The 21477-nt window shown below is 36.7% G+C and carries 23 protein-coding genes; 15 read left to right on the top strand and 8 right to left on the bottom strand.

Annotated elements, in window-relative coordinates; translation table 11 throughout:
• Window positions 1-110 precede the first annotated feature (110 nt).
• The 8 genes from MRBLBA3_RS17885 (at window position 111) to glpD (ending at window position 8140) form a co-directional block, all read left to right on the top strand.
• Window positions 111-983 carry an alpha/beta fold hydrolase gene (locus MRBLBA3_RS17885; RefSeq protein WP_000819492.1) on the top strand — a complete coding sequence of 291 codons (873 nt, stop codon included), beginning with the start codon at window positions 111-113 and terminating at the stop codon, window positions 981-983.
• 76 nt (window positions 984-1059) lie between these two features.
• Entirely contained in the window at window positions 1060-1260 is a 201-nt protein-coding gene (locus tag MRBLBA3_RS17880; RefSeq protein WP_000449229.1) for a sporulation YhaL family protein, read from the top strand.
• Between the two features lie 214 nt (window positions 1261-1474).
• On the top strand, window positions 1475-2326 hold the full coding sequence (locus MRBLBA3_RS17875) for a DUF2935 domain-containing protein (RefSeq protein WP_000554485.1): 852 nt from the start codon (window positions 1475-1477) through the stop codon (window positions 2324-2326).
• Between the two features lie 341 nt (window positions 2327-2667).
• The gene (locus tag MRBLBA3_RS17870; RefSeq protein ID WP_000577643.1) at window positions 2668-3117 is read left to right on the top strand and encodes a helix-turn-helix domain-containing protein; all 450 of its coding nucleotides are present in this window, start codon (window positions 2668-2670) and stop codon (window positions 3115-3117) included.
• A gap of 97 nt (window positions 3118-3214) precedes the next feature.
• A complete protein-coding gene (gene glpP, locus MRBLBA3_RS17865; RefSeq protein ID WP_000394293.1) occupies window positions 3215-3775 on the top strand; it encodes a glycerol uptake operon antiterminator GlpP in 561 nt (186 codons plus the stop codon).
• 224 nt (window positions 3776-3999) lie between these two features.
• Window positions 4000-4821: a glycerol uptake facilitator protein GlpF gene (glpF, locus tag MRBLBA3_RS17860; RefSeq protein WP_001272194.1), complete on the top strand. Its 822-nt coding sequence runs from the start codon at window positions 4000-4002 to the stop codon at window positions 4819-4821.
• A gap of 12 nt (window positions 4822-4833) precedes the next feature.
• A complete protein-coding gene (gene glpK, locus MRBLBA3_RS17855; RefSeq protein WP_363382666.1) occupies window positions 4834-6324 on the top strand; it encodes a glycerol kinase GlpK in 1491 nt (496 codons plus the stop codon).
• A gap of 133 nt (window positions 6325-6457) precedes the next feature.
• Window positions 6458-8140 carry an aerobic glycerol-3-phosphate dehydrogenase gene (gene glpD / locus MRBLBA3_RS17850; protein WP_000672817.1) on the top strand — a complete coding sequence of 561 codons (1683 nt, stop codon included), beginning with the start codon at window positions 6458-6460 and terminating at the stop codon, window positions 8138-8140.
• A gap of 199 nt (window positions 8141-8339) precedes the next feature.
• Here the strand turns inward: glpD and MRBLBA3_RS17845 are convergent, their stop codons facing one another.
• On the bottom strand, window positions 8340-8504 hold the full coding sequence (locus MRBLBA3_RS17845; RefSeq protein ID WP_000561154.1) for a hypothetical protein: 165 nt from the start codon (window positions 8502-8504) through the stop codon (window positions 8340-8342).
• 240 nt (window positions 8505-8744) lie between these two features.
• Between MRBLBA3_RS17845 and MRBLBA3_RS17840 the strand changes: the two genes are divergently transcribed.
• Genes MRBLBA3_RS17840 through MRBLBA3_RS17830 form a run of 3 tightly spaced genes read left to right on the top strand, consistent with a single transcriptional unit; the run spans window position 8745 to window position 10954 of the window.
• Window positions 8745-9278 (top strand): sigma-70 family RNA polymerase sigma factor, encoded by a 534-nt coding sequence (locus tag MRBLBA3_RS17840; RefSeq protein ID WP_097811546.1) that lies wholly within the window; start codon window positions 8745-8747, stop codon window positions 9276-9278.
• Between the two features lie 4 nt (window positions 9279-9282).
• Window positions 9283-9690, top strand: a complete 408-nt coding sequence (locus MRBLBA3_RS17835) for a PadR family transcriptional regulator (protein ID WP_097811545.1) — start codon at window positions 9283-9285, stop codon at window positions 9688-9690.
• A 7-nt stretch (window positions 9691-9697) separates the two neighbouring features.
• Window positions 9698-10954, top strand: a complete 1257-nt coding sequence (locus tag MRBLBA3_RS17830; RefSeq protein WP_363382660.1) for an FtsW/RodA/SpoVE family cell cycle protein — start codon at window positions 9698-9700, stop codon at window positions 10952-10954.
• Between the two features lie 84 nt (window positions 10955-11038).
• Here the strand turns inward: MRBLBA3_RS17830 and MRBLBA3_RS17825 are convergent, their stop codons facing one another.
• From MRBLBA3_RS17825 to MRBLBA3_RS17810, 4 genes are all read right to left on the bottom strand, one after another.
• Window positions 11039-11602 (bottom strand): hypothetical protein, encoded by a 564-nt coding sequence (locus tag MRBLBA3_RS17825; RefSeq protein WP_098500845.1) that lies wholly within the window; start codon window positions 11600-11602, stop codon window positions 11039-11041.
• Window positions 11603-11688: 86 nt separating this feature from the next.
• Window positions 11689-14019 carry an RNA polymerase recycling motor HelD gene (gene helD / locus MRBLBA3_RS17820; RefSeq protein WP_363382657.1) on the bottom strand — a complete coding sequence of 777 codons (2331 nt, stop codon included), beginning with the start codon at window positions 14017-14019 and terminating at the stop codon, window positions 11689-11691.
• A gap of 340 nt (window positions 14020-14359) precedes the next feature.
• Window positions 14360-15232 carry a peptidylprolyl isomerase PrsA gene (gene prsA / locus MRBLBA3_RS17815; protein ID WP_363382654.1) on the bottom strand — a complete coding sequence of 291 codons (873 nt, stop codon included), beginning with the start codon at window positions 15230-15232 and terminating at the stop codon, window positions 14360-14362.
• Window positions 15233-15657: 425 nt separating this feature from the next.
• Window positions 15658-15852, bottom strand: a complete 195-nt coding sequence (locus MRBLBA3_RS17810) for a hypothetical protein (RefSeq protein ID WP_000172693.1) — start codon at window positions 15850-15852, stop codon at window positions 15658-15660.
• Window positions 15853-15970: 118 nt separating this feature from the next.
• Here MRBLBA3_RS17810 and MRBLBA3_RS17805 point away from each other — a divergent pair, with 118 nt between their 5' ends.
• Window positions 15971-16306: a YhaI family protein gene (locus MRBLBA3_RS17805; protein ID WP_000383654.1), complete on the top strand. Its 336-nt coding sequence runs from the start codon at window positions 15971-15973 to the stop codon at window positions 16304-16306.
• Window positions 16307-16311: 5 nt separating this feature from the next.
• Here MRBLBA3_RS17805 and MRBLBA3_RS17800 read toward each other — a convergent pair whose 3' ends face one another.
• The 3 genes from MRBLBA3_RS17800 to MRBLBA3_RS17790 form a co-directional block, all read right to left on the bottom strand.
• Window positions 16312-16869: an HTH-type transcriptional regulator Hpr gene (locus tag MRBLBA3_RS17800; protein ID WP_000834921.1), complete on the bottom strand. Its 558-nt coding sequence runs from the start codon at window positions 16867-16869 to the stop codon at window positions 16312-16314.
• A gap of 298 nt (window positions 16870-17167) precedes the next feature.
• Window positions 17168-17530 carry a YtxH domain-containing protein gene (locus MRBLBA3_RS17795; RefSeq protein WP_000030296.1) on the bottom strand — a complete coding sequence of 121 codons (363 nt, stop codon included), beginning with the start codon at window positions 17528-17530 and terminating at the stop codon, window positions 17168-17170.
• Window positions 17531-17740: 210 nt separating this feature from the next.
• On the bottom strand, window positions 17741-18175 hold the full coding sequence (locus MRBLBA3_RS17790; RefSeq protein WP_001016832.1) for an HIT family protein: 435 nt from the start codon (window positions 18173-18175) through the stop codon (window positions 17741-17743).
• A 581-nt stretch (window positions 18176-18756) separates the two neighbouring features.
• Between MRBLBA3_RS17790 and ecsA the strand changes: the two genes are divergently transcribed.
• The 3 genes from ecsA to ecsC are packed head-to-tail and all read left to right on the top strand — an operon-like array spanning window position 18757 to window position 21425.
• Window positions 18757-19500 (top strand): ABC transporter ATP-binding protein EcsA, encoded by a 744-nt coding sequence (gene ecsA / locus MRBLBA3_RS17785; RefSeq protein ID WP_001292616.1) that lies wholly within the window; start codon window positions 18757-18759, stop codon window positions 19498-19500.
• Window positions 19493-20704 (top strand): ABC transporter permease EcsB, encoded by a 1212-nt coding sequence (gene ecsB / locus MRBLBA3_RS17780; RefSeq protein WP_098318788.1) that lies wholly within the window; start codon window positions 19493-19495, stop codon window positions 20702-20704. Before ecsA ends, ecsB begins: the two co-directional genes overlap by 8 nt.
• A 13-nt stretch (window positions 20705-20717) precedes the next feature.
• Window positions 20718-21425 carry an ecs operon protein EcsC gene (gene ecsC / locus MRBLBA3_RS17775; RefSeq protein WP_002011122.1) on the top strand — a complete coding sequence of 236 codons (708 nt, stop codon included), beginning with the start codon at window positions 20718-20720 and terminating at the stop codon, window positions 21423-21425.
• Window positions 21426-21477 lie beyond the last annotated feature (52 nt).

Here is a 21477-nt window from a genome sequence, read left to right as displayed (position 1 = left end):
ATATTTTTTTAACATAATTGTAACTGTATTGGTTACAATTAAAATTAATCATAAAACAACCAAAAAATGTAAAACCTTTAAATAGCAACTTGAGAAAGGAGACGGGGATTTTGAAACGGTTTAAGTTTTATATGATTAGCGGTATTGTTCTTGTTGTATTAGTAGTATGTAACTTCGTTGATAAGCCGATTGCGAAGGTTGAAGAAGTGAAAGATACTGTTATGATGAAGTTCAATACGAAAGAGAAGATGGCGCAAATTGATGGGCAGACGATTTATTTTAAGCAACTTGGTGAGGGGAAACCGCCCTTACTTATGCTTCACGGATTTGGCGGTTCTTCAGATGGGTTTAGTGATATTTATCCGGAACTTGTAAAGGATCATACGATTATCGCTGTTGATATTTTAGGATTTGGACGTTCTTCTAAGCCGATTGATTTTCAGTATTCGTTTCCTGCGCAAGTGAATTTATATTATAAGTTAATGAAGAAACTTGGATATGATCAGTTTGCGGTACTCGGTCATTCGATGGGGGGAGAGATGTCCCTTAATTTAGCGTATCTATATCCAGACGCGGTTACCCATCTCATTTTAGCGGATTCTACAGGGATTGAATCTTTCCAGAAAAAGGAAAAATATGAACTACCACAGTTATCAATGGACCCACAAACTGTGACTGCGATTACAGATTATAATAAAAATGAAGTGAAAAATAGCCGCGACGATAAAGAGCATTATGATCAGCTTACGAAAATGAGAGAGCGCCGCATTGCGATGGAAGCGGATAAAATTAAAGTGCCGACTTTAATTATTTGGGGTAGGCACGATAAGAGCGTTTCTTGGGAAAATGGTGAACTGTATCATGAGCTGTTTGCAAATAGTACGTTCCATATCATTGAAAAAGGATACCACGCACCGTTTCGTCAGGAACCAATCGAGTTTATGGAATATGTACAAGCATTCTTCGCGGAGAATCCACAATAAATTTTAAGCATAAATCCACTTCTTTCCTCATACAGTGAAACTAATAAGGCTTGTCTAAGGAAAGGAATGAAGTACAGTGGAAACTTTACCATGGTGGGTGTATCTTGTAATCGTCGGGATCGTATTAAGTGGCTACATGGTTTTATATACTTCAAAAAAAGAGCAAGAGATGGATAATGAGTTTATCGAAAAAGAAGGCGAAGTTTATATGAAGCGTTTAGAAGAAGAACGTGAGAAACGGAATCAGGATAGTGATAAAGATTCGGTTTTGCTTTAATAGAAATTTTGACAGGCTACCAACTAGTAGAACTTTACATCTAGCTGGTAGCCTTTTTTTGCTGGAGGAGCAGTATATGTTCATCAAGCTAAGCTTATACAAGTTGAATTTTACATGTATACAATATTCATCATGAACTTTTATTGATGGTATTTATATATTTTTTTACTCATAAGAATGGAACTAGCGCAGTATTTACTGGGGGGGATTAACAATGCATAGGGATGAAACATCATTACATCCTGATACAGGTGTTACATCTGTAATGTTTGTTGAGCGTTCATTAAATGAAATTCGTTTTTGGTCTAGAATCATGAAGGAGCATTCTTTTTTTCTTCGCTTAGGGTTTAGATGTGAGGATACTCAACTAATCGAAGAGGCTAATCAATTTTATCGATTGTTTGAACATATCGAACAAATAGCGCATTCCTATACAAATGAAACAGATCCTGAGCAAATAAAAAGATTTAATTCAGAAGTACAACAAGCCGCAACTAATATTTGGGGATTTAAACGAAAAATTTTAGGATTAATTCTCACATGTAAATTGCCAGGACAAAATAACTTTCCACTGTTAGTTGACCATACAAGTAGGGAAGCTGATTATTTTAGAAAACGTTTAATACAATTAAATGAAGGTAAATTAGATGCTCTTCCTGATGCTATTATTAAAGAAAATGTTTTCTTTTTAAGGATTATGGCAGACCATGCTAAATTTATTGGTCATCTTCTTGATCCATCGGAAAGAAAGCTTGTAGACACAGCACGGAATTTTAGCAATGATTTTGATGAATTGATGTATCAAGCAATTGACTTAGAATCTATGAAACCACAATCCCAAACAGTCCCTCTTTTAGATCAATTTTTAGATCAAAATCGTGTGTCCGTTACATCTCTTCGGGATTTTAAGAAAACAGCACGTGATTTAATTGAGCAATGTAAAATAAAGAGTATCATTCATCCGTTATTAGCAGACCATGTTTTCCGTGAAGCTGATAGATTTCTTGAAATCATTGATATGTTTGATGTTCATCTTACAAATATTCAATCACAACCTAGATATTAGAAGATAAGGAAAGATAATATTTTACTTTCAGCTGAGAAGTTAACAATTTATTGTTAGCTTCTTTTCTTTTTGATGAAAATGTTTAAAAATGAAACTTTACGTTATTCTTTCTGGAGAATGATAAGAAGGGATGGCGTATTTTTTTATGCTTAATCTAGTCATCCGTTCATTGTATTATTGTTCGGGAAATTATTATAGAAGAAAAGCATATGAAATCGACATACTACATAGCGCCATTACAACCTGTAACGCACAAGTTGCACAGGCTATGCAACGATAACTAGCTTTACTCTTCATCATTTATTTGACCATACTAGACATAGAGAGGTGATAAACACAGTATGATTTTTAGTGAGCGTTTAAAAGAAGAAAGGGAAAAAAGAAATTGGTCGCAAAATGATTTGGCTGAAAAAATTCATGTAAGTAGGCAATCTGTTTCGAAATGGGAGACGGGAAAGAACTATCCGAGCATTGAAATTATTATTCATTTAAGCGATCTGTTCGGTATTACAATTGATGAGTTATTGAGGAGTGATGAAGAGTTGACGCAGAAAGTAATTGCAGATAGTAAACAATTAGCGTATCCAAAATGGAAGGTGTTCTTTGATGGTCTATTCATGCTGGGGGTATTTTTGTTTATTACAAAAATCGCTGTATGGGCGTTAAATAAGTTTGCAGGAGCAAGCATTACAATTGTAGCAGATGCACCATATGTAATGAATTTTTTACCGCTCCTATTAATGGTTATAGGTGGTACGGTTTCTGATAAATTGAAGAAGATATATAGGTAAAAGAAAGATTTGAAAGAAATTCCCGACACTAGCTGTTCTTTCCACTCAAATTGTGTACTATAAAGGATAGGATGATATAAAGAAGGGGACATTTAGAATGGAATTTCATGAGCAAAAGATTTTGCCGGCAGTGAGACAAATTAAAGATTTAGAAAAGCTATTACATAGTTCGTATGAGTATATCGTTATTTTAGATATTCATGTCGGTCAATTGAAGAGTGTTGTGTCACTTGCGAAGCAGCATAATAAAAAAGTATTTTTACATGTTGATTTGATCCATGGATTACAAAGTGATGGGCATGCGACGGAATTTTTATGCCAAGAATATAAACCGTACGGGTTATTATCGACAAAGGCGAGCGTAATTATGAAGGCGAAGCAAAAAGGTGTCGTCTCAATCCAACGCATCTTTTTAATTGATTCTAGTGCGATGGAAAAGAGCTGTAATTTGCTAGAAAAGACGAAGCCGGATTATATAGAGGTGCTTCCTGGTGCGCTAACGGGTGTGATCGCTGAAGTGAAAGAGCGTACAGGTGTACCGATTTTAGCGGGTGGTTTCATTCGAACTGTCGAGGACGTTGAAAGAGCGTTAAATGCTGGTGCGACAGCAATTACGACATCGAAAAAAGAACTATGGAAACATTACCAAAAAAAGTGACGAAAATGTGAAAAAATTCTGTTGACACCGCTTTCATTAGAGGTTAACATTATAGACAAGTTAATAAACGTGACGGAGAAAAGAAGAGATCCACATTTTATTGTTTCTATATATTATATAGAAGCATGTAAGCTGTGGATCTTTTTCTTTTGAAAAAAACGAATGGCCATTCATTTTACCTCTATCACATTTGAACGCATTTAAATTGATTGTGGAGGGATTTTATGTCAGCATTTTTAGGGGAATTAATAGGGACAGCGTTGTTAATCGTACTTGGTGGCGGCGTTTGTGCTGGTGTAAGTTTAAAGAAATCGTTTGCGAAAGATTCGGGTTGGATTGTAATTACAATGGGCTGGGGCTTAGCGGTAGCGGTTGCAGCATATGCAGTTGGATCAATTAGTGGGGCACATTTGAATCCGGCTTTAACAATAGGACTTGCTTTTAAGGGAGCGTTCCCATGGAGTGACGTACCAGGCTATATCGCAGCACAAATGATTGGGGCAATTATCGGGGCAGTTATCGTATATTTACACTACTTACCACATTGGAAAGAAACAGAAGATCCAGGAACGAAGTTAGGTGTATTTGCAACAGGTCCAGCAATTCCGAACACATTTGCAAACCTTTTAAGTGAAATGATTGGAACATTCGTTTTAGTATTTGGTATATTAGCAATTGGAGCAAATAAGTTTGCAGATGGTTTAAATCCATTTATCGTAGGTTTCTTAATTGTAAGTATTGGTTTATCATTAGGTGGAACAACAGGATACGCGATCAACCCGGCTCGTGATTTAGGTCCGCGTATTGCACACTTCTTCCTTCCGATTGCAGGAAAAGGCGGTTCAAATTGGAAGTATGCATGGATCCCAGTAGTTGGTCCAATTCTAGGTGGATCACTTGCAGGATTATTCCATCAAGTTGTATTTGAAGGAAAACAAAATTCAGCACTTATTTATGTGATTATTGCAACTGTGATTGTATTAGCAATCTCTTATATGACAAGTAAAAAAAGTGGAGCTACTACAAATAGTAGAAAAGTAGCATAGGGGGAAACTGATATGAAAAAATATATTCTTTCATTAGACCAAGGAACAACAAGCTCACGCGCAATTCTTTTCAATAAAGAAGGAAAAATCGTTCATTCAGCTCAAAAAGAGTTTACGCAACATTTTCCAAAGCCAGGCTGGGTTGAGCATAATGCACAAGAAATTTGGGGATCTATTTTAGCAGTTATCGCAACTTGCTTAAGTGAAGCAGATGTGAAGCCAGAACAAATCGCTGGTATCGGTATTACGAACCAACGTGAAACAGCAGTTGTATGGGATAAAACGACTGGAAAACCAATTTATAACGCAATCGTATGGCAGTCTCGTCAAACAGTTGAAATTTGTGATGAGTTAAAAGAAAAAGGTTATAGCGAGATGGTTCGCGAAAAAACAGGTCTTTTAATTGATGCATACTTCTCTGGTACGAAAGTAAAATGGATTCTAGATAACGTTGAAGGTGCAAGAGAAAAAGCGGAAAACGGCGAGTTATTATTCGGAACAATTGATACATGGCTTGTATGGAAATTGTCTGGCGGTAAAGCGCACGTAACAGATTACTCAAATGCATCACGTACATTAATGTTTAACATTCACGACTTACAGTGGGATGATGAGCTTCTAGACATGTTAACAGTACCAAAGAGCATGCTTCCAGAAGTACGCCCATCATCTGAAATATATGGAGAAACAATTGATTATCACTTCTTCGGTCAAAATGTACCGATCGCAGGTGTAGCTGGTGACCAGCAAGCAGCATTATTTGGACAAGCTTGTTTCGGTGAAGGTATGGCGAAAAATACTTACGGAACTGGTTGCTTCATGTTAATGAACACAGGTGAAAAAGCAGTAGCTTCTGAGCATGGACTATTAACAACAATTGCATGGGGGTTAGATGGTAAAGTAAATTACGCATTAGAAGGAAGTATTTTCGTAGCAGGTTCTGCAATTCAGTGGTTACGTGACGGAATGCGCATGTTTAAAGATGCGAGTGAGAGTGAAGTGTACGCTTCTCGCGTTGAATCAACTGACGGCGTATACGTTGTACCAGCATTCGTAGGACTCGGAACACCTTACTGGGATAGTGAAGTACGCGGCGCTATGTTTGGTGTAACGCGCGGTACGACGAAAGAGCATTTCATTCGTGCAACGCTAGAATCTTTAGCATACCAAACGAAAGATGTACTATGCGCAATGGAAGCAGATTCAGGTATTGAACTGAATACATTACGCGTTGATGGTGGGGCAGTTAAGAATAACTTCTTAATGAAGTTCCAAAGTGATATTTTAGATGTTCCTGTAGAGCGTCCAGTGATCAATGAAACGACAGCTTTAGGTGCAGCATACTTAGCTGGTCTTGCGGTTGGATACTGGAAAAACCAAGATGAAATTAAAGCACAGTGGCATATGGACAAACGCTTTGAACCAACGATGGAAGCGGAAACAAGCGAAGAGCTATATGCTGGATGGAAAAAAGCAATTGAAGCAACTAAAGCTTTCAAATAATCATAAACAGTGTTATAATGATGACAAGTTAATAATTCGGTAGGAGATTTGGAGAGACCACAACACGCTATAGAGGCGAAATCTATAGCGGAGCTTGTGGTCTCTTTTTTCGTTATCAAAGGGAGGAATTACCATGAAATTTTCAAGTAAACAACGTAAAGACGTATTAAATGGAGTAAATAAACAAGAGTTAGATGTGATCGTAATTGGTGGAGGTATTACTGGTTCTGGTATTGCATTAGATGGGGCAACACGCGGTTTATCAACAATTGTGTTTGAAATGCAGGACTTTGCAGCAGGTACATCAAGTCGTTCAACGAAACTTGTACACGGCGGTTTACGTTATTTAAAACAACTTGAAGTGAAAATGGTAGCAGAGGTGGGGAAAGAGCGTGCGATCGTATATGAGAACGGTCCCCATGTAACAACACCGGAGTGGATGTTACTTCCGTTCCATACAGGCGGCACGTTCGGGTCATTCAGTACATCAATTGGTCTTCGTGTATACGACTTCTTAGCAGGTGTAAAACGAAGCGAGCGCAGAAAGATGTTTAACCGTGAAGAAACATTAAACAAAGAGCCTCTTGTAAAAAAAGAAGGATTAAAAGGCGGCGGTTACTACGTAGAATATCGTACAGACGATGCGCGTCTTACAATTGAAGTAATGAAAGAAGCAATTGAACACGGTGCGAAAGCTGTTAACTACGCAAAAGTAGACGGTTTCTTATATAAAGATGGAAAAGTATGCGGTGTACGTGTAATCGATTTACTAGACGGAGAAGTATACGAAGTTTACGGTAAGAAAATTGTAAACGCAGCTGGTCCTTGGGTAGATACACTTCGTGAAAAAGATAACTCGAAAAAAGGGAAAGTACTGCAGTTATCAAAAGGTGTTCACTTAGTAATTGATCAAAAACGTTTCCCATTAGGTCAAGCGATTTACTTCGATACACCAGATAAACGTATGGTGTTCGCGATTCCGCGCGGAGGAAAAACGTACGTAGGTACAACAGATACGTTCTATGATAAAGACGCAGCTGTACCGCACATGACAACAGAAGATCGCACATATATCATTAATGCGATTAACTACATGTTCCCAAGCGTGAAAATTACAGAAAAAGATGTGGAGTCAAGCTGGGCTGGTGTACGTCCGTTAATTTATGAAGAAGGTAAGAATGCATCTGAAATTTCTCGTAAAGATGAAATTTGGACTTCTGAATCTGGTTTAATTACAATCGCAGGTGGTAAATTAACAGGATATCGCAAAATGGCTGAAATGGTAGTAGACTACGTAACGAATCTATTACAAAAAGAAGGTCATGGTGCATATAAGAAGAGTGACACGAAACATATGCCAATCTCTGGTGGACATGTAAGTGGTTCACACGGATTCCCAGCATTTGTTGCGAAAAAAGCAGGCGAAGGTACGAAATACGGTTTAACGACAGCGCAAGCGGAAGAATTCGCGAAGTTCTACGGCTCTAACGTTGACGTACTGTTCGATTTAGCGAAAAAACATAAAGAAGAAGCGAAAGAATACAACATGCCGCTAGACGTTCTAATCCCGCTTGTATACGCAATGGATTACGAAATGACAGCGAAACCAGTTGACTTCTTCGTACGCCGCAGAGGTGCTGTATTCTTCAACATCCACTGGGTATACGAGTGGAAAGAAGCAGTAATCAACTACATGGCTGCGAAACTTGGCTGGAGCAAAGAAGAGCAAATGAAATACACAGCTGAACTAGAAAAAGCGTTAAGAGATGCTGTAATTCCTGTAGATCAACAAGAGCAAGCAGCTGCGTTAGCGTAAAATAGAGAAACACCTGAAGGAGAACCCTTCAGGTGTTTTTTATCTTGACTAAAAATAAATAGAATGTGTTACAATGATGATAGAGTATATAGTATGAATTTTGCATAAAATAAAGAAGACAGAAGCCTGAGAAACTTCTGCCTTGTGTAACCTAACTTGCTATTGTGGTGGTAGTAGGTGCGGTTATAAGACAATTACATTAACGTTTTAGCCGAGAACCGCCCTTACCTTTTCCACGAAGCAGGGTGGTTCTCGCTTTTTTGTATACAGAAATTAGCCACGGACCGACGTATCTTCTACCGATGACAACGCCAGCTCCAGTTAGGATACCATACACTAATTTAATTACAAACATCGCGATCATTTTATCACCTCCCCCCTTTTTTCAAAATGGAAGAGATGATTACCACACCTACTAGTTATAGCTTATTAAGTTACGTATTAATTGTATTATTTTTCAGAATGGGGAACAAGACATATGGATGAAAATTCCTGTCTTTAAGCAGAGCATTAGTGCGAGGGGACAATGAGCAAAGAAAATATTAAGATTTAAAAAACTTTTCCATAGGCTGCGTCGTCTAATATATGGGAAGGAGGAAATGATGTGGATGAATTAACGGTAGAAGCGTTTGAAATAGAAGATAAGGAACTCCTTATCGATGAAATCATGAACAAATATGGACAAGAAGTCTTACAACTTGTGTATTCATATGTGAATAATAAAGAGGTCGCTGAGGATGTAACGCAAGATATATTTGTGAAGTGTTATAAATCTCTTCATACATACAAAGGGAAGTCGAATGTGAAAACGTGGTTATGGAGAATTGCGATTAATCAATGTAAGGACTATATAAAAAGTTGGTATAACAAAAAGGTTATCGTGACAGAGGATGACTCTGCTTATATGGGGGTTCAAAATGATAGTGTCGAACAAACTGTTATTCAAAATGCTGAGGACCGTGAGCTCGCTTCTGCGGTAATGAATTTACCGATAAAATACCGAGAAGTCATTTATCTATTTTATTATGAGGAATTATCAATTAAAGAGATTGCTATTGTAATAGACGTGAAAGAAAACACGATAAAAACGAGACTGAAAAAAGCGAAGGAGCTTTTGAAGAAAGGATTGGAGGAATAATCAAATGGAAGATCGATTAAAAGGCCTGCGAAAATCAATGGAGAATACAATGTTTAAACATTTGAGTTTTTCTGATCAACATCGAAAGCAGGTGCGCGAAAAAATCAATGCTTCAAACGAAAAGGAAGAGGACATCTCTTTAGCCATTTTACAACTCCTCAGTAATGAAAAAACAGGATACGAATTGTCACAGTTACTACGAGGGAGAGGGATTCGGAAATTCGAAGGAAATGAAGGGTTTTTATATACCGTATTACATCGTCTAGAACAGAACCGTTTTATCCAATCGAGTTGGGATCATGCAGGAGCGAAATATTATCAACTAAATGATAAAGGAAGAAAGATGCTGCGAAAGGCAGAAAAAAATACTACGAAGGTACAATTTATATTAAAAGGCTTAGTACAGGAGTGAGGCGAAATTGAATAAAAAAGGGGAGCGTTTTGTAAGCGAAGTTACGAATCATATTAAATCAAAAGAAGCAAAGAGCTTTGTAGCAACTGAACTAGAGTTTCACTTAAAACAGGCGAAGAATACATGGATAGAAAAAGGTTTGAGTGAGGAAGTTGCTGAAAATAAAGCGGTGGAACAAATGGGAAGTCCAATTAAACTAGGGCAAGAACTTAATAAACTTCATAAGCCAAAGGTGGATTGGTTCTTACTTATTTTATTAGTGGCTGCTATGGGGTTAGGGTTTTTGCCAATAATCGCTCTTGGGCATACGAATGATTTATTAATGAACAAAGTAATTTTTGTGATTCTCGGCATTGCAACAGCTGTTGGGATCATGCTACTTGATTATCGGAAGTTAGAGAGGCTCGGGTGGCTGTTTTATACAATCGGTGTACTTATCTTGTTAATGATAAAATGTTTTCCGACTGGTTACGTGAATGGGGAAGCGCTAATAAAAATTGGCCCCATCAAAATTGACTGTTTAATGACGATACCATTCTTCTTTTTAGCTTGGGCTTCTTTTTTCAATAACAGTAGGTTAAAATTTGTGCATCTTTTCATGCTGTACGTATTTTCTTTATATTTATTTTTAATTACATCAGTTCTGGTACCAATTTTTATTTATATTACGATGGTATTCGTTATGCTTTGGTGGAGTAAGCTAGGAAAGAAAACGGCATGGCTCATTACGATGTTACCCATTTTTCTCTTTATTATTAGGGATCTATTTTCTTGGTCGGCTGTAAAAGAATACCGGATAGCTAGAATTTTAGGATTTATAAACCCAGCGCATGATCAATGGGATTTACGTTTAAAAGAGGCAATGTCGTCGGCAGGTTGGTTTGGTACATATGGAAATATAAAGTCTATCCCTGCTGCTCATACTGATTTTGTATTCGCGAGTTTGACTTACTATTATGGATATGTGCTTGCGCTAGTTCTTGTCATTATTCTTTCTCTTTTTGCAGTAAGAATAATGAACATAGCTTATATAATAAATGATGGTTATGGTAAATTACTTCTCGTTGGCGGAGTGACTCTTTTTGTAATCCATTTTATTTGTAACGTTGGCATGATTTTAGGATTATTACCGCGTACTTCTATATCATTACCTTTTATTAGTTATGGATTAGTACCAACTCTGTTTCACGCATTTATAATGGGAATCGTGCTAAGTGTATATCGGCGTAAAGATATGTCGTTTAGAATGAGAAAAACACCTTGATACTTATTATAAGTTGTATATGATCAAGTACAAACGTAAATAGATAGCAGAAGAGGGTTATGATAAATAACCCTCTTTTACTATTTAAATAAGTGAACTCGCTTTAATAGAAGTACATAATTCAGAACGAGAAATTGATTCAGCTAGTTGCTGTAAATAGGCGTATTCTTCTGTATTTTTTTCGGAAGTGTTAGGATCCAATAAAGGCGAAGAAAGAAGTACATCAATCGTAAGTATGTCTGCATCATGAGAAATGATGTTATAACCTGCAAATACAGGTCGTTTTAAGTCCTTTACTTTTTGAATCATCTGATGAAATTTCGTAACATTTATATTGATTTTTGCTAATGGAAAGCATTTTTGGGTGGGATTCTCGATGGTTTTTCTAATTTTATAATCGTATACGTAATAGTATTTCTCGTGCTGCTCAAGTGCTTGCAACTCTTTGGTTAATAAGTGGTATTTGTCTGTAAGTCCAGTTGTGAGTGCATCATGTTCTTCGTCAACTAATAATGTGAAAGGTCTTGGTGATGAGATTGAAATGGTGCGGACGTTTAGGTCGGTAAAAGTAGAATTAGACTTTAAAATGGTATGTAATTTTTCGGCAGGAAACTCACCGTCACAAATAGCGATAAAATAATGATTCATTTTTTCACTCCTTACTTTTTTCTAAAATGATATATTCTATTTTAAAGGTGTAAATCCTGCATAAAAAAGAAACACCTTGATTCACATCAAGGTGTAATAACTTCAAAACTCTCCGTATCAGCCCCAAGTACAAAAGGACTAACCTCACCAACACTATAAAGTTGCAACTCATGCATCGCGCGCGTACAAGCAGTGTAGAACAATCTACGTAGGCTCTCATCGCTGTACACATCTTTAGAAGCATCATAAATAATAACAGCATCAAATTCGATACCCTTCGCTAAATAAGCAGGGATCACGACGATGCCTTGCTCGTACTCGGCTGAGTTACTTTTGACAAGTTTAATATTCTCGATATGACAGAGTGCTTCGTATGCAGCGGCGCTTTCGGCTGCGGATTTACATATAATTGCGATCGTATTGTGCTGTTGTTTTTGTAGTTCAGCAACCTTGGCAGTAATATGCTCGTGCAGTTCGCTGTTATTCGATACTTTAGTTACTGTAGGCTTTTCACCGTCACGTTCAAATGCATTAATGTTCTTTCCTTCAGGTACGAGGTCCCGTGTAAATTCAATAATCGGTTTTGTTGAACGGTAGCTACGAGTTAAGTTGATGCCGTTCGTTTCATCTGGTCCGTATAAGCTAGTAAGTGTATTGAAATTCACTGCTTCACTCGCATGGGCAAATATCGCTTGGTTAAAGTCTCCGAGTACAGTCATTCTTGCAGCAGGGAAGAGACGTTTTAAAAACTCGAACTGAAACGGCGAATAATCTTGCGCTTCGTCTACGAGTATGTGTTTAATCGATCTGTTCGTTTGGAAGCCTTCAATTAACTCTTTTAAAAGTAAAAATGGAGTCGCATCCTCGTAATATAGCTTTCCTTCATCGAGCATGTTTACTGTTAATGAGCAAATGTCATCCCATTCTTTCGGCTTTTCTCCAGTAACCCATGATGCATCTGTGAAGAGTTGTTTATATATGCCTGTGAAATTGATGAAACGCAATGTTTGAACGCCTTTACGAAGTGGCTTCAATTTTTTACGGACAATCATACGTCCAAGTACTTTCGTTTCTTTCTCATAATCATTAAAGGAGTTGTCGTCAAACTCGCCTTTTTTCTGTAAATATTTATAAGCCTTTTGGTATTCATCTTTACTAAGTAGTTCAATTTCTTCTTCTACCCAAGGTTTTTTCAGTTCTGTTTTTTCGATTGCATCTATTTGTTTATTTAGCCACTCCGATAACTTTTCAATTCTATTATGGAAGCGGAGGGAGGAATCAGTATTATAAAATTGCTCTGTAATTTCTTTAGCAGAGGCAATCAATTTTCCTCTAAATTTCATTCCTCTAAATAACATGCCTGAAGATTCGAGAGATTGTCTGTACGTTCTAATCATCTCGAAAAATTGAGTAGATGCTTTAAATCGAATACTAGCATTTCTCGTTTTATAGGCAGGGCTATTCGTTTCAGTTAACATATATTCCAATTGCTCATAAGGGTCTTCAACGTCAAATGATTTGCTTAGTCTATGGTTTAAATATTCCTGGAATGTAACTTGCTGCATATTCTCTTCACCTAGTTCTGGCAATACGTTAGAAACGTAACTGTTGAACATAGAGTTAGGGGAGAAGAGAATAATTTGATCTGCTTTTAACCATTCGCGATATTTATATAGTAAGTAGGCGATTCGTTGCAGGGCAGCCGACGTTTTACCGCTACCAGCAGCTCCTTGGACGATAAGTAATCGCCCTTCATCGTGACGAATAATTTCATTTTGCTCGCGCTGAATCGTAGCAACGATACTTTGCATATGTTTGTTTGTACCTTTTCCGAGCGCTTGTTGCAGGATTTCATCGCCAATTGTAAGGCTCGTATCGAACATAGAATCAATCTCGCCATTTTGAATAATGTATTGCAATTTCTTTTCCACATTACCGTAGATTACGCCTCCTGGTGTACTGTACTCAGCTGGTCCTGGTGGATAATCGTAGTAGACACTCGAAATGGGTGCGCGCCAGTCATATATAAGAAAGTTTTCTCCGCTTGCATCAGTAAGGGTAGCTACGCCGATATAAATTTGCTCTGCAGCAGATTCTCCTTCTTCTTTGAAGTCGATTCGTCCGAAGTAAGGTGCTTTATGCATTCGTCTTAGTGCGGCAAGTCGATTAAAGGTATGCTTATGGGTGATTTGTGTGACAGCTAGTGACTGAGCTTGTTGTCTTAAGTTGATAACTGTTTCAAGATAATCATCAAAAGTATCAGTATTCACTTTAACGTCATCCCAGAAGTGTTTACGAATATTGATTACTTCTGCCCGGCGTCTGCCAGTTTCGTTTTCCAGCTTATCAATTTGCTCCGTAATCGTTTCTATTACGGTATCCAATCGTTTTTGCTCTAAATCAAGTTTTTTGTTCATACGTAAGCACTCCTTTAAAAGTGAAAAATAGAGGTTGACTGAAGATGTGTTTTGGTGTAAAATTAAGATACGGATAAATACGTTCTTTGTATTTTTAGAAACGTGTTTCTGTACTAATTTACCATAGTTTTTTAATTTAATCAATGATAATAAGATAAACCTTGGTTCCGTATGCGGTGGAACTGAGGTTTTTTGTTTTCCTTTTTACAAGGGGAGAGGGGACTCCTATCTGATTTTGTCGGTAAGTCGATATAATTTCATTTAACGTAAAATAGGTCTACTTCTTATATAAAAAGTATTTGGACAAACAAAAAAGCTCGGGCTAAGCCCGAGCTTTTCATTATTTCTTTTCGTCTTTTTTAGCGTCAGCTTTTGGTTCTTCGAAAAGATCTTTCAAATCTTTATCGTCAACTTTTACGTCAGCTTTTTTGATTTCTTTCATCATAAGATTGTTCATAAATTGAGCGTCTTGTGTTTTTTCTTGAACTACTTCTTTTTTGATGTCAGCTTTTGCTTGATCGAAAGTTTTGTCAGCATGAGTATCAGTTACTTTAATGATATGGTAACCATGCTGTGTTTTTACTGGTTCACTTACTTCGTCTTTTTTCAGCTTACGAGCAGCTTCATCGAATTCTTTAACCATTTTATCTGGTCCGAAGAATCCTAAGTCGCCACCTTTTTCTTTTGAACCTGGATCTTCAGAGTACTTTTTCGCTAACTCTTCGAAAGATTTACCTTGTGCAAGTTCTTCTTTCACTTTTTTAGCAGTCTCTTCATCTTTTACAAGAATATGGCTTGCTTTAATTTCTTGCTTATAGTCTTCATATTTTGCTTTTAAGTCTTTATCAGTGATTGATTTTTCAATTGCTTGTTCTTGAGCTAATGAAGCGCGAACACCGTTTTTAACTGTTTCTTCTTTAAGGCCTTGTTGTTTCAATAGTGTATCGAATTGATCACCGACTTGCTTTTTCATTTCATCGTACTTTTTGTCTACTTCTTTGTCATCGACTTTGTAGTTTTTGATAAGTACTTTTTCCATAACCATGTTATTTAGTACTTGTTTACCAGCTTGTGTCTTCATTTGATTGTAGAACTCTTCTTTTGTAATGTCACCAGCTTTAGATGTAACAATTTTGTCTGATGATGATGATGTTCCACATGCTGATAATGCGATTACACTTGTTGCGGCTAAGGCAAGCATAGCTTTCTTCATTCGATAAACACTCCTACTATTATGTATTTTTAATTTATCCTACACCGATGAATTTTGGTTCATAAGAGCCCGATTAAGTCTCACTGATACTTTTGCTTTTTATCTTGGTAAAGCGCGCTTAACAGGGCTTACCGAGGCTGAGGATAAAGTTTAGATGCGTGTCGTTTATTTCATAGTATAAGCAATATGTACAAAATTTAATATATCATATTTCGACCTGTTTTCCTATTGATAAAGAAATTTTAACCAGTTTGTGTCAGATTTTGAAGGGGTGCCATATTGGGCACATGTCGCATATATAGAAAAGAGGAGGGGATGGGGGATGAATTCAAAACTTATTTTATTACTTGTACTGTTTATTTTATTAGTTATAGTAGGTATAATTTGCTTATAGAGGAAAAAAATGAGGAAGGGGCTTTCCTTCCTCACTTTCCATGAAATATAATTTCTACATAACTAGAAATTAATAGAATGGTAATACATACATTAATAACTCGAAAGACACCTGGCTGGCGGCTCGCAGATATTTGTTTTCGCTCACACAGTGTATGTGTCATGAAATTCGTGTAAAATATAACAAGAAGTGCAAATGCGACAAAAACAACGGTTATAAGAGTCATGAGGCGAGACCTCCTTTTGGCTAAAATACATATACTTTATATATTGTATCATACGATATTTTGTTCGTGTTACAAAATTCAGAAATAGAAGACTTTGTGTTAGGAAGCGAGGGAGAAAATGGACGTTGTAAGAAGACTAGAACAAGCTGAATATTACGTAGACCTACTATTTAAAATGATTGATGAAGAAAAGTGTCCATTTTATTCTTTAATCATAAAGAAAAAAGCTCGTAAAAAAGATATTGAACGTATACTAAATCTTTGTGAAAAGCTGAACGAACAATACGTAAAGGAGAAAGCAGAAGGCTTTCTATTGTTCGACGCGCTATTAGATCAATTTGAAAAAGCGCTTCCACATCAGCTCGAAGTAAACGAAACTGCGGAAGCGCTAGTAAAACAAGGTTTATTTGTACCACTTATGAATGAATTCTTACGCATGATTGCGAAAGGATAAATAGATTATTTCTTAACTAATTTTTGATCGGTCTCCGTAAAGTTCTCCTCAATATTTTCTAATGATTTCTCAAAAATATCGATGAAGTCTTGTCCGTAAATATTGCGAAGGATCGCGATAAGTTCGATATTTTCTGGGAACTTACCATAAAAATTACGAAGTGCAAGTGCCCCATTAAACACAGAATTATTTTCAGGATCATACTCCTCCATTAAGCGAAGTAGTAATTCTTCCCCTTTGTCTGTAATTTCAATGTACGTATTTCGTTTATCATCTTCTTTTTTCGAGAATACAAGATAGCCGCGTTCTTCTAGCTTTTTAGAGAAGTTAAACGCCGTTGATACGTGCATAACTCCAAACTTAGCAATCTCAGAAATAGAAGCCCCTTTTAAATGATAAGCGATTGATAAAATATGGTGCTCGTTAATGTTTAAATCGTAAGGTTTAATCCACTGTTGCCAATCTTTCTCTACGCATTTCCATAATGCTTTCGATAATTGAGCAATGCGTTGGCTGAAAATCATCGCTTCTTTTACCGAGTAATCTTTTTCTCCACTTTTCATTTACTCACCCACTTTAACATTCTTTTTCATTACTATCTATTATGCCAGTAAAATAAAAATTAATAAAGTCTTTTTGTGAGAATTGTGAAAATTTTTTGGAAAAATGACATTCTATACAAATCATGCATAACTATGGAAGCGTTTTATGAGTCAAGAATACATGTGTTGTCTGTACATGTTAAGGGATAACAGATATTGTAAATGCATAAAAACACGGCATATCTATGTGATATGCCGTGTCAAGGTCAATTTGTATAAAAAATATTTGTTATATGCAAAAAACTAAGCAGGAATATGTTTACGCTTTTTCTGGAACCGCTTCTTGTAGTTTCTCAATTGACTTTTGAATGTCTAAAATTTCTTTTTCAATATGTCGTTTGTTTTGAGAAATATCTTGTTTCCAGTTAGAAAGCGTGTCTTGCATATCGTCTTTTAGTTCTTGAAATACTTCTTTACCTTCTGAAGCAGTTTCGACGATTTGGCGCTTTAACAACTTCGTATCAGCTGTAATATCAGCTAATGTCTTTTTAATATCAGTTCCTTTTTCTTTCAGCTTACCGCGCATAGCTTTACCAGAAGAAGGAGTTGAGAAAAGAACGGCTAGTCCAGCAACTGCTCCGCCGCAAATTACACCTGTAATAAAGGATTTAGCTTTTGACATAAAAGGAAACCTCCTTATTTTTCGTTCGTATTCATGATGTATAAAACTGTGCATATCTTTAAGACAAGGGGAAGAAAAGTGAATTTTTCTCTCTTGTACGTGCTATGCACAAAAAATCATATCCTTGGCATTTTTTGTGAAGAAACAAGCCATAGGGTATATATGCCAAAGGGATAGGCTTGTTATGTATTACTTCTTATTATAGTGGCACTATTTCACACTATTTGCAATTGTACTTGCGATGTTTTGTAAATTTTCCATAGTGTATTCATTTTGGTGTGATTTCCAAACAGCACCGAAACCATCGTTTTCACCGTAGCGTGGAATTAAATGAAGGTGGAAGTGGAATACAGTTTGTCCAGCTTTCTCGCCGTTATTGTTAAGTAAGTTGAAGCCAACTGGATTAAATTCTGCTTTCATTGCATTTGCGATTTTTGGAACGACAGCAAAAATGTGTGATGCGATTTCTGGCGTTAACGCAAAAATGTCTTGTTTGTGAACTTTTGGAATAACAAGAGTATGTCCTTTTGTTACTTGACTAATATCTAAAAATGCAAGCACATGTTCATCTTCGTATACTTTTGAACAAGGGATTTGCCCGTCAATAATTTTACAAAAAATACAATTGTCCGCTGTATGATTCATCGATCTCATCCTTTCAAATATCCTTAGCCGTATTTTACCATAATTACATAGGAGAACAAACACGAAAAACAGAAAGCTGACTCAGCTTCCTGTTTTCTGAAGAGGGATTGAAAAAGCATTTTTTATAATTTACGGTTCGCAGACACCTCATTTATTTAAGAAATGCACGGTAAATCGGCTAAAGTTTCTGCCGTAGACACCCCATTTTCAAGTGAAATGAATTGCAATCTTTTTTTAAAATGAAATTGTTTATTTTTTAAAACAGTATATGCTCTTTCGGAGACACCCCGTTTCGAAAATGAAACAAATTATCTGGTTATGTGTAAATTTCATTGTCCAATTTGGACACCCCATTTCATGATGACTTCACTGTGTTGTTATACTCATCAATTGGTGGTTGCTTTTTCAATGTGTTCCTTCCTCACTAATTATGATGTCCGCTTTCGTAAAAATATATGCCAAGAAATTTAAATTTTTTTTTGAAGGCATCGATACTATGTAGTGCACCATGATTTTTGGTAAGATGAATATATACATTTCTTACAAAAGTGAATGAATATCAATGAAGAAAGTGGTGTCGTATGAGCGAGTTATTGCGTGTAGAAAATGTTACAGGAGGATATACGAAACGACCTGTACTGCAAAATGTTTCGTTCTCTGTGAATAAAGGCGAGCTTGTCGGCTTAATCGGTTTAAATGGAGCCGGGAAGAGTACGACAATTAAACATATTATCGGTTTAATGGAGCCGAAAAAAGGAACTGTCACAATTAACGGGAAAACAATTCGTGATGATATGACAGCGTACCGTTCTAGTTTCTCCTTCATTCCAGAAACGCCAGTATTATATGATGAGTTAACGTTAGAAGAGCATTTGAAATTAACAGCGATGGCGTACGGTGTAGATGAAAAACAATATGAAGAACGCGTAGGACAACTATTACAAGAGTTTCGCATGAAAAATCGTTTGAAATGGTTTCCGTCTCATTTCTCAAAAGGGATGAAACAAAAAGTAATGATTATGAGTGCATTTTTAGTTGAACCATCTCTTTACATTGTGGACGAACCTTTCGTTGGTCTTGATCCGTTAGCGATTCAATCGCTTCTTCAAATGATGGATCAAATGAAAAAGAGTGGTGCAGGTATTTTAATGAGTACACATATTTTAGCGACAGCAGAGCGCTATTGTGATTCATTTATTATTTTGCATCAAGGTGAAGTGAGAGCGATGGGAACATTATCAGAACTTCAATCTGGGTTTAACATGCCTGGTGCAACGTTAGATGATATTTATATTGCATTAACAAAGGAAGAAGATTATGAATAGCACAGAGTTATGGAAAGAACGATTTCGGCACTTTCTAAAAGAAGTTCGTACATATAGTAAATACGTATTTAATGATCATTTGAAATTTATTTTCGTATTTATCATCGGCGCAGGAGCGTATTATTACCAGCAATGGTTACAAACGTTAACACCTTCGTTTCCGACAGCGCTCGTTATGGCAGTCTTACTTGGCCTCGTATTAACAGCTGGATCCATCCAAACGTTATTAAAAGAAGCGGATCTCGTTTATTTGCTGCCAGTTGAAGAAAAGTTAAAGCCTTATTTTACAAAGGCATTTCTCTTTACGTTTATGATTCAGTTATACATAATCGCAATGGTAGCGGCTGCGCTTGCCCCGTTATATTTCCAGCAAATGAAACAAACAGGAGCGGCTTACATATGGATTGTACTCGCGTTTGTCATTGTAAAAGCGTGGAACTTATTCGTTGCATGGGAAAAATCATTTTTAACAGACCAAAATATACAAAGAGCTGATTGGTTCATTCGTTTTATTTTAAACGGCTTATTTGTGTACTTCCTTGTAGAACGTACTTCAGTCATTTTTACCGGTGTAATTGTCTTTTTAATGGTGCTATACCTTGCTGTTATGCATCAAAAGGTGAAGGGAAAGCCGCTGAACTGGGAGTATTTAATTTCTGAAGAAGGTAAAAAAATGATGCTGCTGTACCGCATCGCGAACATGTTCGTTGATGTACCAGCATTAAAAGAGAGAGTATCACGTAGGAAATGGCTTGATTTCATCCTTTCGATGATCGGTGAGAAACGTACATATTTATACTTATATACGAGAACATTTTTAAGATCGGGTAACTATTTCGGCTTATATGTGCGTTTACTCGCTCTTGGAGGAGTTATTCTTTACTTTATTCCATTTTTATATGGACGTTTTATCGTAAGCCTTGTTTTCTTATACTTAATCGGCTACCAGCTCTTAACCCTTTGGAAACATCACCGTATGAAAGTTTGGCTTGATTTATATCCGGTAGGGGGAGACGAGAAGAAGAACGATTTTCTTACTTTATTAAATGCGATTCTTATTATCGGCAGTGTTGTATTTACGGTTATATTCGCCCTTGCGACGAAAGATTTCATGATGACGGGAATTTTACTAGTCGTAAGCATAGTATTTAGTATCGGTTTCGTTTATCAATACGGGGCGAAACGTATTGAGCGTTTAAATTGAAGGGAATGAACCTATGATTACATATGAAGAGAAGGTTATAAAAGAATTGGAGCAGTGGAAAGCTACATTCATGAAGGATTCTTCTATGATGACACGGTTCTCTAAAAAAGTGCAGGTGAAAGTACAACAACTAGTGCCCGCGAAAGTGCAAAAGGTACTAACAGAAACGATTCGGATGATGGTGCAAACAATTAGCGCTGGATCAAACTTCATAAAACCGAAGCTAAAAGAAACGAACTGGTCACTGCAAAGACGAGACGATGAAGTACGTAAAAAGATGGACGAATATAAAAAAGTCGCAGCGGCAGAAGGGGCAGGAACAGGAGCAGGTGGTATTCTCCTTGGCCTTGCCGATTTCCCGTTATTACTGACCATTAAAATAAAATTTTTATTTGATGCAGCAACATTGTACGGATTTGATACGAGTAAAAAAGAAGAACGTCTTTTTATTCTTCACGTTTTCCAGCTTGCTTTTTCAAGTGACGATTACCGAAAAGAAGTATGGAAAGCGATTGAAACGTGGGATACAGAAGAAGAGAATCATATGGACTGGGAAAAGTTCCAAACAGAATACCGAGACTATATCGATTTAGCAAAAATGCTTCAACTCGTTCCAATCATAGGTGCCCCGGTTGGCGCATATGCGAATTATCAATTGTTGCAAAGGCTTGGGGAAGTGACGATGAATTGTTATCGTATGCGATTGCTTAATAGAAATTGATTTGCGTTAAAAAAAGCATCCTAAATTACACATTTAGGATGCTTTTTTTATT

Origin of the sequence: Bacillus sp. LBA3-1-1.1, from assembly GCF_040676495.1 — a bacterium.
In the GTDB taxonomy this organism is placed as follows: domain Bacteria; phylum Bacillota; class Bacilli; order Bacillales; family Bacillaceae_G; genus Bacillus_A; species Bacillus_A nitratireducens.
This window is presented reverse-complemented; position numbering and strand designations above follow the sequence as displayed.

Coding starts and splice junctions, on each gene's coding strand:
- MRBLBA3_RS17875 (WP_000554485.1), top strand. CDS start 1,475: ATGCATAGGGATGAAACATCATTACATCCTGATACAGGTGTTACATCT.
- MRBLBA3_RS17870 (WP_000577643.1), top strand. CDS start 2,668: ATGATTTTTAGTGAGCGTTTAAAAGAAGAAAGGGAAAAAAGAAATTGG.
- glpP (WP_000394293.1), top strand. CDS start 3,215: ATGGAATTTCATGAGCAAAAGATTTTGCCGGCAGTGAGACAAATTAAA.
- glpF (WP_001272194.1), top strand. CDS start 4,000: ATGTCAGCATTTTTAGGGGAATTAATAGGGACAGCGTTGTTAATCGTA.
- glpK (WP_363382666.1), top strand. CDS start 4,834: ATGAAAAAATATATTCTTTCATTAGACCAAGGAACAACAAGCTCACGC.
- glpD (WP_000672817.1), top strand. CDS start 6,458: ATGAAATTTTCAAGTAAACAACGTAAAGACGTATTAAATGGAGTAAAT.
- MRBLBA3_RS17845 (WP_000561154.1), bottom strand. CDS start 8,504: ATGATCGCGATGTTTGTAATTAAATTAGTGTATGGTATCCTAACTGGA.
- MRBLBA3_RS17835 (WP_097811545.1), top strand. CDS start 9,283: ATGGAAGATCGATTAAAAGGCCTGCGAAAATCAATGGAGAATACAATG.
- MRBLBA3_RS17825 (WP_098500845.1), bottom strand. CDS start 11,602: ATGAATCATTATTTTATCGCTATTTGTGACGGTGAGTTTCCTGCCGAA.
- helD (WP_363382657.1), bottom strand. CDS start 14,019: ATGAACAAAAAACTTGATTTAGAGCAAAAACGATTGGATACCGTAATA.
- prsA (WP_363382654.1), bottom strand. CDS start 15,232: ATGAAGAAAGCTATGCTTGCCTTAGCCGCAACAAGTGTAATCGCATTA.
- MRBLBA3_RS17810 (WP_000172693.1), bottom strand. CDS start 15,852: ATGACTCTTATAACCGTTGTTTTTGTCGCATTTGCACTTCTTGTTATA.
- MRBLBA3_RS17805 (WP_000383654.1), top strand. CDS start 15,971: ATGGACGTTGTAAGAAGACTAGAACAAGCTGAATATTACGTAGACCTA.
- MRBLBA3_RS17800 (WP_000834921.1), bottom strand. CDS start 16,869: ATGAAAAGTGGAGAAAAAGATTACTCGGTAAAAGAAGCGATGATTTTC.
- MRBLBA3_RS17795 (WP_000030296.1), bottom strand. CDS start 17,530: ATGTCAAAAGCTAAATCCTTTATTACAGGTGTAATTTGCGGCGGAGCA.
- MRBLBA3_RS17790 (WP_001016832.1), bottom strand. CDS start 18,175: ATGAATCATACAGCGGACAATTGTATTTTTTGTAAAATTATTGACGGG.
- ecsA (WP_001292616.1), top strand. CDS start 18,757: ATGAGCGAGTTATTGCGTGTAGAAAATGTTACAGGAGGATATACGAAA.
- ecsB (WP_098318788.1), top strand. CDS start 19,493: ATGAATAGCACAGAGTTATGGAAAGAACGATTTCGGCACTTTCTAAAA.
- ecsC (WP_002011122.1), top strand. CDS start 20,718: ATGATTACATATGAAGAGAAGGTTATAAAAGAATTGGAGCAGTGGAAA.